This window comes from Neobacillus camarae, assembly GCF_054950115.1.
Genome location: NZ_JBUCKX010000004.1, coordinates 721,201 through 736,394, shown reverse-complemented (window position 1 = coordinate 736,394; position 15,194 = coordinate 721,201). Strand labels below are relative to the sequence as shown.

The 15,194-nt window shown below is 42.1% G+C and carries 15 protein-coding genes; 1 reads left to right on the top strand and 14 read right to left on the bottom strand.

The window, feature by feature from the left end:
- Positions 1-61 precede the first annotated feature (61 nt).
- The 7 genes from ACY8D0_RS24880 to ACY8D0_RS24850 all read right to left on the bottom strand — a co-directional run bounded on the left by ACY8D0_RS24880 (position 62) and on the right by ACY8D0_RS24850 (position 6,256).
- Positions 62-1,228, bottom strand: coding sequence for an ABC transporter permease (locus tag ACY8D0_RS24880; protein ID WP_462413130.1), 1,167 nt, complete (start codon positions 1,226-1,228; stop codon positions 62-64).
- The gene (locus tag ACY8D0_RS24875; RefSeq protein ID WP_462413129.1) at positions 1,206-1,916 is read right to left on the bottom strand and encodes an ABC transporter ATP-binding protein; all 711 of its coding nucleotides are present in this window, start codon (positions 1,914-1,916) and stop codon (positions 1,206-1,208) included. Before ACY8D0_RS24875 ends, ACY8D0_RS24880 begins: the two co-directional genes overlap by 23 nt.
- Complete coding sequence (locus ACY8D0_RS24870) at positions 1,916-2,881, bottom strand: efflux RND transporter periplasmic adaptor subunit (protein WP_462413128.1); 966 nt, start codon at positions 2,879-2,881, stop codon at positions 1,916-1,918. The genes ACY8D0_RS24875 and ACY8D0_RS24870 overlap by 1 nt, the downstream gene beginning before the upstream one ends.
- A 181-nt stretch (positions 2,882-3,062) precedes the next feature.
- Positions 3,063-3,983 (bottom strand): GNAT family N-acetyltransferase, encoded by a 921-nt coding sequence (locus ACY8D0_RS24865; protein WP_462413127.1) that lies wholly within the window; start codon positions 3,981-3,983, stop codon positions 3,063-3,065.
- Between the two features lie 18 nt (positions 3,984-4,001).
- On the bottom strand, positions 4,002-4,634 hold the full coding sequence (locus ACY8D0_RS24860) for a histidine phosphatase family protein (RefSeq protein ID WP_462413126.1): 633 nt from the start codon (positions 4,632-4,634) through the stop codon (positions 4,002-4,004).
- Positions 4,635-4,761: 127 nt separating this feature from the next.
- Complete coding sequence (locus ACY8D0_RS24855; protein ID WP_462413125.1) at positions 4,762-5,199, bottom strand: SRPBCC family protein; 438 nt, start codon at positions 5,197-5,199, stop codon at positions 4,762-4,764.
- Positions 5,200-5,380: 181 nt separating this feature from the next.
- Entirely contained in the window at positions 5,381-6,256 is an 876-nt protein-coding gene (locus tag ACY8D0_RS24850) for a LysR family transcriptional regulator (protein ID WP_462413124.1), read from the bottom strand.
- A gap of 160 nt (positions 6,257-6,416) precedes the next feature.
- On the opposite strand from ACY8D0_RS24850, the gene ACY8D0_RS24845 reads away from it, so the two are divergent.
- The gene (locus tag ACY8D0_RS24845; RefSeq protein WP_462413174.1) at positions 6,417-7,184 is read left to right on the top strand and encodes a class I SAM-dependent methyltransferase; all 768 of its coding nucleotides are present in this window, start codon (positions 6,417-6,419) and stop codon (positions 7,182-7,184) included.
- 179 nt (positions 7,185-7,363) lie between these two features.
- On the opposite strand, the gene ACY8D0_RS24840 is transcribed toward ACY8D0_RS24845, so the two are convergent.
- From ACY8D0_RS24840 to ACY8D0_RS24810, 7 genes are all read right to left on the bottom strand, one after another.
- Positions 7,364-7,501, bottom strand: a complete 138-nt coding sequence (locus tag ACY8D0_RS24840; RefSeq protein ID WP_462413123.1) for a YrzI family small protein — start codon at positions 7,499-7,501, stop codon at positions 7,364-7,366.
- Entirely contained in the window at positions 7,498-8,418 is a 921-nt protein-coding gene (locus ACY8D0_RS24835; protein WP_462413122.1) for a DMT family transporter, read from the bottom strand. The genes ACY8D0_RS24840 and ACY8D0_RS24835 overlap by 4 nt, the downstream gene beginning before the upstream one ends.
- A 5-nt stretch (positions 8,419-8,423) precedes the next feature.
- Complete coding sequence (locus ACY8D0_RS24830) at positions 8,424-10,196, bottom strand: ABC transporter ATP-binding protein (protein ID WP_462413121.1); 1,773 nt, start codon at positions 10,194-10,196, stop codon at positions 8,424-8,426.
- A 387-nt stretch (positions 10,197-10,583) separates the two neighbouring features.
- Positions 10,584-11,099: a hypothetical protein gene (locus tag ACY8D0_RS24825; RefSeq protein ID WP_462413120.1), complete on the bottom strand. Its 516-nt coding sequence runs from the start codon at positions 11,097-11,099 to the stop codon at positions 10,584-10,586.
- Between the two features lie 24 nt (positions 11,100-11,123).
- Complete coding sequence (locus tag ACY8D0_RS24820) at positions 11,124-11,513, bottom strand: DUF6010 family protein (protein WP_462413119.1); 390 nt, start codon at positions 11,511-11,513, stop codon at positions 11,124-11,126.
- Positions 11,514-12,038: 525 nt separating this feature from the next.
- Complete coding sequence (locus ACY8D0_RS24815; RefSeq protein WP_462413118.1) at positions 12,039-12,686, bottom strand: response regulator transcription factor; 648 nt, start codon at positions 12,684-12,686, stop codon at positions 12,039-12,041.
- Positions 12,667-15,177: a sensor histidine kinase gene (locus tag ACY8D0_RS24810; protein ID WP_462413117.1), complete on the bottom strand. Its 2,511-nt coding sequence runs from the start codon at positions 15,175-15,177 to the stop codon at positions 12,667-12,669. The genes ACY8D0_RS24815 and ACY8D0_RS24810 overlap by 20 nt, the downstream gene beginning before the upstream one ends.
- Positions 15,178-15,194 lie beyond the last annotated feature (17 nt).

The window sequence follows — 15,194 nt, the reverse complement described above, 5'->3', positions numbered from 1 at the left end:
TTTTATATAAAAATACTTCATTACCCCAGATTTTTATGAAAAATAGAATCCTATACGTACATTATTCATACCGCAATGCTTGAATAGGATTTAATTTGGATGCCTTGTTGGCCGGGAAGACCCCAAAAACAACACCGACAGCCAGTGAGAATAAGAACGAGGCCAAAATGATGTTTGATGAGAAGGATATGGTCAAACTCATCACGGATGAGAGAATTTTCCCTACCCCAAGGCCTAATAAGATACCGACGATTCCGCCCATGGCACTTAAAACAACCGATTCAATCAAGAATTGCAACAGGACATCACGCCGTTTGGCACCAATTGCCTTCCTGATGCCGATTTCCTTCGTCCGCTCCGATACCGAAACCAGCATGATATTCATGATCCCGATACCGCCAACCAATAATGAAATACTGGCAATACCGCCAAGAAGCATCGTCATCGTATCCGAGACTGATGTCATCGTATCCATAACATCCTGTTGGTTTGTTACACCATAATAATCACTTTTTCCTGGATAAAGGCTTGCCATCTTCATTTTGACTTCATTCATGACGAAGTCCATTTGGTCCGCATCCTTAGCTTGCAAATAAACGGTACTAATCACAGTAGACCCGACCAAGCGCTGGCCCGTACTTAATGGAACAATCACAACATTATCCCCGCTTTGGCCCAGCGAGCTCCCTTTTGAGGCTAGTACCCCCACGACTTTAAAAGAGGTACCCTCGATTTGAATATATTGTCCAACCGGGTTATCAGCTCCAAAAAAGGTAGAAGCAGTTTCGGATCCAAGAACCACGATCTTTTGACGGTATTCCACGTCCAAGTCCGTGATAAACCGCCCCTGGCTGACATCAGTATCCCTCACATCAGAATAGGCGGCATTAGTTCCCGTTAAGGTGACCTGGGAGGTGGTCTTTTCTTTTTTAACATTGACACGGCCCGAAACGACAGGCGATATCGCTTTTACCCCGGATAAATCACCCAATTCACTGATTTTGTCCTCGGATAATTCTATATCCGTACTGTACGTATTGACTGTTAACAGGTTTGTTCCCAACGAGTTAATGGAATTGGTCACACTTTGGGTGGACCCTTGTGCAATCGATACTAGAACAATCACTGAGGATACCCCTATAATAATTCCGAGCATGGTCAACACGGACCGTAGTTTATTGCCTTTAATACTTTTTAACGCCATTTTAATGGATTGCAAAATGCCCAAGCAGCTCACCCCCATTTTCAAATAACTGGCCGTCCTGAATGCTGACCATCCGTTTCGCTTGTTTGGCAATCTCCAGATCGTGGGTGATTAAGATAATCGTGTGACCTGCTTCATTTAATTCCTTCATCAGCTGAAGGATTTCCTTGCTGGTTTTGCTGTCTAAAGCTCCTGTCGGTTCATCGGCCAGAAGAATCGCCGGCTCGCCGGCCAGGGCCCGCGCAATCGCCACCCGTTGCTGCTGGCCCCCTGAAAGCTGGGTGGGCAGGTGGCCTGCCCTTTCACTCAGCCCGACTTTACTTAAACTCTGCAAGGCCTTTTCGCGGCGATCTTTAGCCGATGCCCCTGCATATAACAAAGGCAATTCCACGTTTTCCAATGCCGTGAGCTTGGTCAGGAGGTTAAAGTTTTGAAAAATAAACCCGATTTTCTGATTTCGAATAACTGCCAGCTGATTGTCATCCATTTTCCCTATGTCTTTTCCATCCAGCTTGTAGGTACCTTTGTCAGGTCTGTCCAGACAGCCAAGCATATTCATTAGCGTCGACTTACCCGATCCGGATGGTCCGATAATCGCAAGGAATTCTCCCTTTTCAATCTCAAGAGACACATTGTTTAAGGCATTAACGGTTTCACCGCCAAGCATATAGGTCTTCATCAAGTTCTTGATTTCAATCATTGGAGAGCTCATTATTGACCGCCTCCACTCATACTGCCGCCGCGATTGCCGCTTGGAGGCATGCCGCCGCCAGTCATTCCACCCATGCTGCTGCCGCCAAATCCTTGCATGGACCTTCCTGATGTAGTGCTAGAAGTGGAATTGCTGGTTGCCAGTGCCGGCAATTGAAGCGTATCACCTTCGCTTACTCCTTCAGTTATTTCTACATTATCCTCATTGGCAATACCTGTTTTCACTGTTTTTTGTTCAGTAGAAGAACTATCGGACCCTGAAACGACGATCACATATTTCTGGTCACCATTTGTATAAACAGCATCTACTGGCACGTAAAGGGCATCATTTTTGCTTTCTGTCAGAATGTTTGCTTCTGTACTCATGCCAATTTTTAAGTTTTCAGGGTTCTCAATATGAATCGTGACATCAAACGTCGAAACGCCATTTGAGGATGTTCCCTCTTCTGCAACAGCCGTTACCTTTCCGGTATAGGTTTTGTCAGAAAAAGCACTTGCCGTGATCTCAGCTGTCTGATCGACCTTAACCTTTGAAATATCCAGTTCATCTACTTGGATAACCGTTTGGAAATCACTATAATTCGTTAGATGAGCGACTGTTTGTCCACTTGTCACGCGCTGCCCTTCAGCAACTGATACAGTTGTAATCGTTCCTGCAGCAGGTGCAGTGATCGGGTCGCTTCCATCCGTGAACGTGACAAGCTCGTCACCCGCGTTAACCACATCTCCGGCTGCGACTAACACTTCATCAATCTCATTATTATCATTAGTTGCCGTTACATCGGAGTTGGTAACAGAGGCCACGGTCCCTGACCCGCTGATTTTCACCTCAAGTTTTCCCTTTTGCACGGTAGCGGTCCGCACCTGTGCCGATGCTTCCTGGGCGGAGGTTTTCGAGTTGAAATATTGAAATCCAACAAATCCAATGACTAAAACACTTATGACGATCCATATCCATTTCTTCATTATCATTTCTCCTTTTTATCCACGGCCAGCAGCGCACGCTGAACCAGGGTAGTTTTATTTTGATGTACCCTATTATCGTGGGAGTTCCTTAACTTATCCTTAAGAAAAGACAAGCAAAAAATAAAAAAGTACACATGAGAATCCTTTAAGAATTCTCGTGTGTACTTTTTGGATTGTTCTACTATTTTTCGTTATTGCGGTGGGCTTCGGTGAGGTGGTATTTATAACATGTTACTCCTTCCACTTGCCGAAAACCTTCCTGAATGTATAAAGCTTTAGCACGTTCGTTTTCACCATTGACCGAAAGGATGGTTCGAGAATAGGCGTTTTCCTTGGCGTAATGAAGAGCGCACCGAAGCAGACACCGTCCCAGCCCTTTCCCCTGATATTCTGGAAGAATGGCAAGCGGCCCGATATTCATAATCGGGGCTCCCTCATATTCGTCGTCTGCTCCCCTGACAACACCGACTGGTTTTTCCTGATGGAATAAGAGCTTCATTCCGCCTTCTAGGTACTCCTTGCTTTTTGTCTGATTTGCAATCATTTCCGGTGTTATCGGTGTCTCATTTCCCTTCAGTGTGGCAAACGCTGCGTTACGGACTTCACACCATAGCTGCTCGTCCTTCCCCCGCTTAAAACTCCTAATCTGATAATCTTCTGGCAATGAGATCTCGGGAACCTCCATGTCCTCTCTCATCAGCAGGAAGGCAAATCGGTCTACAGAAAAACCAAGCCGCTCAATCATAGCAGATAATGGTTTATTTATAAGCGGCACGAAAATGAACAAGTTTTCAATCTCCTTAATGTGTGGCAAAAGGGTGTCCAAGAGCATCGAGTAACAGGCTACATCATCCATCTCAGAATGAAAGATTCGGAACCTGGCCCGCTTCCCTCTCTTTTGATACTCATCCATGATCAGCGAGGCTGCCGCAATTATTTCTCCTTGATGGTTCGTTATTATATAAGTAGGGTTTTCTTCGTTAGGCTCAAATTGTTGTATATCCTCATCATATAAAAAGGAGTCATCGATGGAACTTCGATGTTTCTTACAATAGAGGGCAAAATCTCTTGTTCTTTCATGCGTCAAAGCCTCGGCCTTCATCGTGCACCATCCTTATCCCTATGCATGCTGGGTGATGCTTGGAACAAAAATTTTATCAAACCGGTAATCTCCATCCTCTTCATAAACCTTGATGACAGAGGCATTTTCCACTGGTTTAAACTTTTCTAAACTCTCGATTGGCCAATCCATAAGAAAGGTTAACAGCATTTGAATAAATGCTGCATGAGTCACGATCACTACATTGTCATAGCGCTGCTGCTTCTTGATCCGCTCGATTTTCGTGTTCATGAACGTTGCCGCGCGTAAATACACATCCGCTAGTGATTCGCCATTTTGAAATCGAAAATAAAATTGGCCCGCCGCCTTAAATTCTTTCTTTGCTTCTGGAGTACGGTTATTAAAGTCATAAAGATTTCCCAGTTCCCACTCTCTTATCAACGGATTCTCAAGAAACGGCACCCCTTCAGGGAGCGAGGTGTGGATGGCCTGTGCCGTTTGCTTTGTCCGTAAATAGGGTGAAACAAATAGTACAGTTTTTTCATTTAAAATGGTTTTCATAAATTCGCCGGTCTCTTCTGCCTGCTTAAACCCCAATTCTGTTAAACTATGCTGTGAATCATGGGTATGGGCCATAACGGTACGGTCTACGTTGTGCTGTGATTCCCCATGACGGATGACATAAATATTCAACACGTTCCACCCCTTGAATGATTACTTGTTTTTAGAAAAAACCAATACATGCCAGCCTGCTTTCATTTTGATTGGCTTTTTATTCCATTTTAACACGTAGGGAAAGATATTTTGTTATATTTTAAAATTAAGCTCGTTCTAGAATATACTTCAGTTTCTTTAAATCGTTGTTATTTTCTTTTTTCATCATACCTGACATAAATGGAGAAAGAATTTTAGAGAAGCCAGTCGGAATTCCTTTGTTTCGTAACGTCATTCGAGTGCTGTTGTCAGACAATTCTTCCCAAGTATAGGTTGTCTCCATTGGGAATGGGCCATTGGAAGTTCTCATGACGAGCTTTTTCCCAGGGATATATTCGACAATTTCATAAATATAGGCAAGTTCCCGCCCAAGAAACTGAGCTTTAAAGGCTATTTGTGAACCTAACCTCAGCGGTTTGGCAGTTTTCCATTCAGCTGACTGGATATTGACATACCAGTTTGGCGCATGATCCGGGTCCGCTGCATAGGCAGCCACTTCATCGATGGGGCGTTGTATATTGATTTCCGTAAAAACATCTACCATTGGATTCCTCCTGGGTTTTGGGGCATTAAACCTGTTATTGCTCCATGTAATTTTTCAGCGTTGTACCAAGCAGATACTTCCATCCTTCCCTATGTTCGTGCTCCCCGTTTTCCGGATTACACAGTGTAGTATAGCAAAATTGAAGAATTGTTCCTCCAGCAGAAGGTAGTTACAACCACTTTTACCGTTTTCTTAACGCATCCTTTAAAAAGTTATTGAAAGTGGATACTTCATCAGTTTCTACTTTTGTTATTAAATAAGTAGAAGATGTGGGAGGAATAATGTTGCCTGGCTTAATTTCTATCAATTTTTCCCGATCGATTTCATCTTTAACGGCAGTAGCAGGTAAATAGGAAACCCCAAGCCCTTCTTCGATAAAACGCTTTGTAACCTCTACTTGGTCAACTTTCATTGTGTGCACAGTCGGATAATGCCTCTTAATATCATCCAACAGATGTTCCCAATAGTCTGGATGGTTATGGGTTATTAGTCTATATTTATGTAATATTGTTTGTTCATCAAGGTTTGTACTATTTTTGCATTCATTTGGAGCAACTAATATGACAGATTCTTTATGCACAATCTGGCTCTTTATATTGGTTTGCATTGGTAATATTCTCGTTAGTCCTACATCTGCATTCCCTGCACTGACTTCCTCCCCTATTTCATAAGACTTGAGGACATTAATTAAAACTTCTATATGAGGATTTTCATCCATAAATTCTCTTAATATTGACGGCAAGATTGAGGAGGCAATTTGTGGGGCAGCAGCAATAATTAACCTTTGATTATACCCTTGTTTCCACGATTCAAATTCCATCACTCCTTGCTCATATTTTGAAATGATCTCCCTTGAATAGGAAAGAAACTTATGACCTGCTGGAGTCAGAACCACTTTTTTGCCTGTCCTTTCAAACAACTGAATGTTAAGGTACTCTTCCAACCTTTTAATATGTTTTGTGACAGCAGGTTGAGTCAGAAAAAGCTCCTCTGACGTTAGGCGAAAATTTTCGTACTTAGAGGCAACTATGAAAGTCTTTAACCATTTAATATCCATTTTGTCCCCCTATCTAATAACAATTAGTTATTAATTTTCTTTATTTTCGTTAATATTCATTATTTAATTTTTCAATTATAATCTATTTAAGGAACAACATACAGTCTATTTTGATAATTAGGAATTTCCATACCGAAGGGAGAGAATAATTTTGGAAAAAATCAAACCTGCAAGCGATAGTTGGAATGCAAAATTATATGATAACAAGCATTCTTTTGTTTCAAAATATGGGAAAAGTTTGATTGAATTATTGGCTGCAAAGCATGGGGAGAAAGTTCTTGACCTTGGTTGTGGAACAGGGGATTTAGCCAATACATTATTTGAAAATGGTGTAAAAGTAATCGGTGTAGACAAATCTGAAAATATGGTGAAACAAGCCATCCATAAATATCCGCATATAGAATTTCTGGTTCAAGACGCAACAGAATTGAGTTATCACAACGAATTTGATGCAGTGTTCTCTAATGCAACAATTCATTGGGTACAACCAGCTATCCAAGCACTACATGGTATTTATCGATGCCTAAAAAACGGAGGTAGATTCGTTGCTGAATTCGGAGGAAAAGGAAATGTTCAAACGATAACAAATGAAATCATTCATCAAATAAATGAAGCAGGGTTTGATTTTAAAAAGGAGCAATTCCCTTGGTTTTATCCAAGTATTGCCGAGTATTCTGCTTTAATGGAAGAAGCAGGATTTAGGGTAACTTTTGCCCAGCACTTTGATAGACCAACTCCATTGAATGGGGATCATGGATTAAAAAACTGGATTGATATGTTCGGTCATAATCTGTTTGAAGGTATCCCTGAACAATCCAGAAATGAAATATTGACAAACGTTGAAAATAATTTGAAAGAAGTTTTATACAAAGACGGTAATTGGATGGCTGATTATAGAAGAATACGTGTAATTGGAATAAAAGAATAATGGACAAAAGGGGATTCAACGGAATCCCCCCTTTAATCTTTTCCCTCCTTCACAATCTTGTCCGGTAGTCAAATAAGTTCTTTTTTTGAAGGTTTAACATAACAAAAAAACACAGCCTGCGATAAGCTCACGGCTGTGTTCACATAGTACTGCTCATTTTATCGGACCATTCGCTAAACTTAATAGTGATACATTAAGATTTGCCGGTCTTTATGATGCTCATAAAGCTTTTCGATCATTTGCTGATGGAAAGCATCATCTCGTGTTACTTTACGTTTTGATATATGAATGGTTAGAGATAAAATATGAAGATTCATCCCATTTCCCTTCCTTTCACTGTCTTTTGTTTACTGGTCATGGAAACTAGCATGATACTAAATACAACACAAGCAATTCCCACCATGTGGTACCAAAGCAGCTGTTCCCCTAATACGAAAAATGATACAAGGATGGCACTTACGGGCATAATGGCTGTAAAAACGGCTGTTGAACTTCCCGGTAAAACTTTTGCCGCCTGATTAATGAATAACACCGCCACAACGGAAACCGGTACAGCTGAATAGAAGACCAAGGCTCCATCACTCCAGGAGATGGTAGAGAAATCAAAGTCTATGGCTTGGGATATGGCAAACGGCAAATTGAGAACGGCGCCAATGGTGATGACGATGGTGCTGACCGCAAGCGGGCTGATCTGTTTGGAAACCAGTTTTCCAAAAGTAACGAAAAACGCTTCCCCTGTCACCGCCATCAGGATCAGGATGTTGCCCAACAGCGAGTAGACCGTCCATGACATGTTGCCGCTGATGCCGAACACATTGATTAAAATGGCGCCTGCCAAGGCCATCGCGATCCCCGCTTTTTGAGGGCTGCTAAGCCGTTCTTTAAATATGATGACAGATACGATTGCGACTAAAGCGGGTGTTAAGCTCGTAATAATGCCACTTTCGATTGCACTGGTATACTTGGAACCTAGCAACAGGAACATACTAAATAAGAATACCCCGAGGAATGCCTGGATAAACAATACCAAGACATCCCTTTTGTTGAGAGTGGGAAATTTTGATTCTTTTTTTAATAAAATCAAGCTTAGAATCAAGGCGGCAATCCCCAGCCTTAATTCTGAAAACAAGAAGATGGGCAAGGCAGCCGAGGCTAATTTGTTTAAGGCCACAAATCCGCCAACAAGGATCATCGCTATGACCGTTTTGAAATAGGCACCTGCTTTAGCAGACATTAACATCACCCCACCGCCAGTTGTCTTTCATCGGCAGATGGCTGATTTTGCTTTGAATATAACTCTTGATAATAGCCGTTTCTTTTTAATAGATTTTGGTGACTGCCGCTTTCCACGATTTCACCATTTTTGACCACAAAAATCATATCGGCATTTAAAATAGTGGAAAGTCTATGGGCAATCATGATAATAGTTTTATCACTGTCAAAATGGTTAATCGATTCTTGGACAAGCTTTTCACTTTCGTTATCCAGCGCGCTAGTCGCTTCATCCAGGATAATCAAAGATGGATCCTTTAAGAATACCCTTGCAAGGGCAATCCGCTGTTTTTGCCCGCCGGAAAGCTTGATGCCCCGCTCGCCAATTTCGGTGTCATACCCATTTGACAGGGCCGAAATGAAATCATGGGCAAATGCCTTCTGGGCGGCAGCAATGATCTCTTCATCTGTGGCATCCAGTTTTGCCATTTTAATATTGTCTTTTATAGACGTGCTGTACAGGAAATTGTCCTGTGTGACGATCCCCATATGTTCTCTCAAACTGGCAATCGAGTAGTCTTTAATATTGACTCCATCGATGGTGACTTCTCCCTTGGATGCATCATACATTCGGAGAAGCAGCTGCAGGATTGTGCTCTTTCCGCCTCCGCTTTCACCGACAAATGCATAGGTTTTCCCTTTTTCTAAGGTCAACGTAACGTCTTGCAGGATTTTCCTTTTCCCATCGTAAGAGAATGACACATGATTCAATTCAATGGAATCGTTAAACTGCTTTAACTCAACAGGCTGGGCTTTTTCTTGGATGGATGATGGGGTTTCGAAGAAATCGAATATTCGCCTTAACGCCACATTTCCCTCCGTGATAGTCGGGTAGGCATTGACCAAGGCAGCGACTGGACTTCTCATTTTATCGACGTAAGCGAAAAAGGCAATCAGGCTGCCAACGGTTAAACTTCCATCAATGACATACAGGCTTGCGACGATGGCCACAATGAATGGGGTCATATCACTGAGTACGTTTACCAAGGACAGCATGATGGCATTTATTTTTGCATGCTTATCAGTTAAGGTATCGAAATGGTGTAAATGCTGATTCAATTGCTCTTTATCGTGTTTTTCACTGGCAAACAGTTTGGCTAGAAACGCCCCTTGTATTTTTTCAAAAATAAAGCCGCTCATCACCGACCGATATTTCATCATGTCACGGGTGGATTGTTTAAATCTTTTGGATAAAAGATGCGCCAAAACAAATTGGAAACCAACCAGCAAGACGGATAAAATTGCTAATTTCACATTGAGGGTCACCATGACGATGATCACGAACAGCAGAACAATCATTTCAATCCAGATGTTTCCGAAAACAGCTGTGAGAAAGCCGCGTACTTTTTCAATATCATCGAAGAACCGGGTTCCGATTTCACCGCTTTTGTTTTCCACAAAATATTTGGCGTCGAGTGCGTGAACTTTTTGAAAGGCGTCCTTGCGAAGCTGTTTGATAATATTGTTGTTGCCTTTATGGATGCAAAATTGGCGGACGTATTCCATGGGTGTCCGGATGAAGAGGAATACCACAATCATTCCGCCGGCAATATACAATAATTGTTCCAGCATCTCCGTGCGTGTCATGGCCTCATTTTGCAGCAGTGAGTCGAAGATGTACTTTAGAATTAATGGTACAAACAACGGGATCAGAAAGCGGAACAGGCTCCCGGCAAATCCAATTAAATAATACCGTTTGACTTGATTGACATAGGGTAAAAAACGCTTAAAATCTTCCATTTTTCAATTTCTCCCTTCCCAATAAAGGTCTCATCTATTTGATGATTTCATTCTACGGCAATTTCCCCCCTGCCAAACCGCAGACTTCCCGCATCAAAAACGCACAGTTTTATGGGGCCCACCGCAAGTTTTTTGTGGTGGCCCGCGAAAACCTGTAAAAAACATCTTATCGGAGGCTCGATTACTCTCGGATACTTTGCGTTTACTCTCGGATGGGACCGTGTTACTCTCGGATGAGACCGTGCGAGTGACTCTCGGATGGGACCGCGTTACTCTCGGATATATCTCTTTTTCTCTCGTTCTTTGGTTTTAATCTCGTTACTGCACGGTAACCTAACATTCACTCAAAAAGAAAACACCTTAACAAACCGTTAAGGTGCCCGATCTTTATTTGCTCTCTATGCTCTTTGTACTGTCTTCTTTCTTGCTCCCTCGCTTGATAAGAAAAGAAATGATGCCGATTCCTCCAATTAGAATCACGGCTAAGAATAGAATAATCATATAGGTTGGCAAGAATAAATAGGCAATCGCTAACCAGGCAAACAAAAGGGAAACAGGACTGGTTGCCCGCAAGCATTGATAAATGAATCTCATCCACCCCGTCTGAATAAACGGAGTGGCCTCCAATAACAAAATCGTTGGATTCATCATCGCACCAAAAATAAACGGAATCAGGATATATCCTGCAAACTCGATATTGGCAGCAGCCCCTATTAAATAAGCAAAGCCCGCACTTAACGCCTGCATGAAGTAATCTACGTGCGCTGATTTTAATTTTCGATAGTTCACAAAAATCGTTTTCAATGGCGAGTTCTTTTGGTAATGAACAGCTGCCAATGGCAGCGACAATGCAAGGCCAATCATAAAGGAAAGTAACCCCCATTGCAGCAATACGGTATTCATATCAATACGTCCCCTTTGATTTTTTTAATAAAACCGAATGATAAAAATGGCAAAAATAATGTCATACACCGCGCATAATGGGGGAAACCATTTTACAACACTCGTTTTTACAAGTTTCGGATGGTGCAGCATATCCCATATTCCGTGAAGTAGAAACCCTAGCGCGACCCAAATGGGGGAATACACCATTCCCAAAAAGGCAAGGTGAAAGAAAACCAGCGATACTAACGTTTCGATTGAGATCCACTTCACCCGGGAATCTGATAACGCAGCCCCAGGATACACGCAAGCGGTATAGGCGAGGAAAAGTGTAAATAATTGATAGGAAAGTGGAAATTCAAACGAGTAAAAAAGCCGGATTACCAATAGTGAGAGTAAAATACCTGCCACTATACTTTTCACATTTGTTTTCATTTGGAAATCTCCTTCCATTTATTAAGTTATAAACATCATAAAACAGAAGAAGACTGTCCAAACCGCAAACAATGATATCTACCCCCGCAATTCTTTGCGTGTTTCCCGCATTCGATTCATAAGAAAAGGCTCTTTTCTAAGGAATTGTTGCTATTTTTACATTCATAGACCATCGGACGAGGGTGTTAGCAGATTGGTCTATTATTAGCTACCGATCTCTCGAGAAGATCGCGAGAACGGTAGCTAATATCGTTATATTAACGACCGATTTCTTTGGAAAATCACAAGAACGGTAGCTAATAGCCTTTATTAACGACCGATCTCTCGGGAAAATCACGAGAACGGTAGTTAATAACCTTTATTAACGACCGATCTCTCGGGAAAATCACGAGATCAGTAGCTAATAGCCTTTACGACAAAACACAAGTCCGGTTGATTATACCCCTAATTGGATAACGAGTAATTCAAGAAAACAACAAATATCCCCAAAAACAGCCTAAAAAAAGGCCGGATCCCCGGCCTTCTTTAATACAAATCTTCTGTTGGCAGTATCCCCAGGCTCTTCGCTTTTTTGATTGCTTCCACCCGCGAATTCACATTTAACTTTTGAAAGAGCTCCGTCAAGCTATATTCCAATGAGCGCTGGCTGATTAAAAGTGTCTTGGAAATCTCCTTGTTGCTGTGGCCCTTTGCCAATTCCCGAAGCAGGTTTTCTTCCTTTTTCCCAATCGTCGTTTTTTCATTTTCTTTATCACCTTGGACGACAATTTCCTGACGCCTCAGCTGCTTCAATAGCTGCATTGGGACAATCGCTTCCTTTCTGGCCGCACAGCGGATTGCCTGGACCAATTGCTCCCGTGTCGAGGTTTTAGGAATAAAGCCCGAAACACCGGATTCCATCAGCAGATTAAAATGCGGAGCAATATCAAATCCTGAGTAGATCAGAATCGTGGCATCGGGTACCATATCCAGTACCTTGCGGGCCAAATCCGCTCCATTAATATTGGGCATATATAAGTCAAATAAAATGACATCAAAATGTTTCAGGCGCACTAAATCTGTCACCAGATAGACGTCCGTTTCCACCGTCACATTCATATCCTTCTCCGCTTCAATTAACATTTTGGTCCCTTCGACAACGGATCTATGATCATCAACCAACAATATTTCCATAGTGATCACCTTTTTGCTTTTTTATATAGGGAATATAAATATCAACCTGCAGTCCTTCCCTCGGAGCAGAATATAACTCCACCTCTCCGTCGAGGCTAAGTACCCGATTTTCAATACCGGCAATTCCCATATGTTTAAACGAGCCTTCCTTTAAGTCTGTTAAATCCACCCCAATCCCATCGTCCATATAGGAAAAATGAAAATGGTCATGGTGGCTGGTTAAGATCATGGTTACCTTTTCAGCCTTTGAATGCTTGTTGGCATTGTTAAGCAATTCTTGCACAATCCGATACAGTCCAAGGATTTGATCCTCATTAAGCGGATGCTCCAAATCTCCAGGTTGAAACTCAATCTCATAATTGGAAAACATTCGCGCATAAGAAAACAAGCTTTTTAACGATTCAACCAGGCCCATTTTTATCAAAAACGGAGGGCGGAGTTCATTACACGTAATCCGGATTTGATGGATGGCATCCAACAGTCCCTCTTCAATTTGAATTATTTCCTCTTTTGTCTCATTACTGAAGGGGGAAGAAGAACGCAAGGATTCCAGCTTGCGGTACCAGATGATGAGATCCTGTAATACGGAATCATGCAAGTCGCTGGACAGGGCCGCCCGTTCCTTTTCGGATAAACGAAATAACAGTCTTAACATCCATTTAGGCGTTTGGTTATCTGATACCATCACTTCAAGGCGCTGCATTAAATCTTCAATCAGCTGAAGGTTATCATAAAGTAGGGAAACATAGTGGACAGCCATTTCCAGCCACTCCTGCTCCATTTTTAGTAAAGGCTTCGATAAGGCAATTCTTAAATAAACTGGATGTTCTTTTTCGGCAATTTTCATCCAGGTTTCATGGCTGTTTTCTAGCAAGGACACCTGATCTCTCGTGATTTCTTCAATGGTTACATGGGAAACAGGCAGAACGTTCTTTGCCTCATCGATCAGTCGATTTTCCAATTCAGCGACTTTCATGACGTTGGTAAGATCGTGCGAAAAAACGTTGATGCTATGCTGAAGTGTCTTGTAACGTTCCTCACTTTGAATGAGCTCCTGCTCCTCCTGTTTTCGCTCAGTAATGTCTTTGACGATGCCGTGGACTCCATTAAGTTCGCCGGAAAGCATAATTGGCACAAAAGTAATGCTCACAATTCGCTGCACGCCATTTACGGCGCGAGTAATCCTGCACTCTACATCCCCTGGTTCTTTCATCTGCATAACTTTAGATAATACTTGATAAACCGATATATGATCCTCATCATATATCAATCCGACAAAACAGCGGTCGGAGAGGTTTTCTATTAAAATGCCGGTTATTTTTTCAAATGTCTGGTTGGCGTCAACAAAGTTTCCAAATAAATCGATGGAAAAGACCCCGTCCAAATTATTCTCAAATAAAGATTTATATCTCTGTTCGCTTTCTTCTAATGCCAGCTCGGCCTGCTTTTTTTCGGTAATATCCAAAAGCATGCCATCGAGTCTCTCAACCTCACCTGCGTGATTCTTGTAAGGTCGCACCAACAGATTAACCCATTTGGTATGATTCTCCATATGAATATAGCGGATGATTTTGTTAGCAGGCAGTCCTCGATCTAGGGCTGACTTCAGTTCTCCCATCATCATGGCATTATCATCCGGATGGATATGGTCGTGCAGCCGAATTGGGTTATTCATAATTTCCCGTCTTGCAATTCCTGAGATACTTTCAATACTATTGGAACAATAATTGTAAAAATTAAAATCTTTATCGGTTGACCAAACCGCCGCATTAACGCTTTCCAAAATGGATTCGAGCAGCTGCTCCGTTTGTTTACGGGCAGAGATATCACGAACAACCGCGACAATATATTTGACATTCCCCAAACTATCCAAAACCGGTTTTACACTAGTCTCAACGTAAACCGTTGAACCGTTTGCATGAACCAAGCGGTACTCCAAATGAGTCGCAGTCTTCGTTTGAACTGCTTGGTAGTGGGTTTTTCTTACAAAATCAATATCTTCTGGATGAGTGTGTCCGAAAGCCGTTGTACCAACGTATTGATCACTCGAATACCCAAGCATTCTCTTGATTGATGGAGAAACGTATCTGAACATCTCTCGATGATCCACGAGCACAATCACATCCGATGTGTTATCCGCCACGATTTTGTACATCATATCCTGTTCGTCTTTTGGGGGATAGTACTCTTTTAAAACTCCTGTGTATCCTACCACGCTCTTCTCATCGTTTAAAATGGGGACAAGCTGCCGTTGTACGGTAATGCCAGACCCATCCTTACGGTGGACCAGGGTCCGGCAAAAATCATCCTTGGCGGAAAAAATCAACTGGGAGAACAAGCTGTCCCAACGATTAACGTCCGAACCGAATTGCTCTGCAAACAAATTATTTACCCACACTACTTGATTTTCGAGGCTAATGATATACATAGGGTCAGGTAGGTTTTGCATCAATTGCTGGGCACTCACAATAAAATCCTTCACTTGGTTCATTGCATACTCCTTTCGGG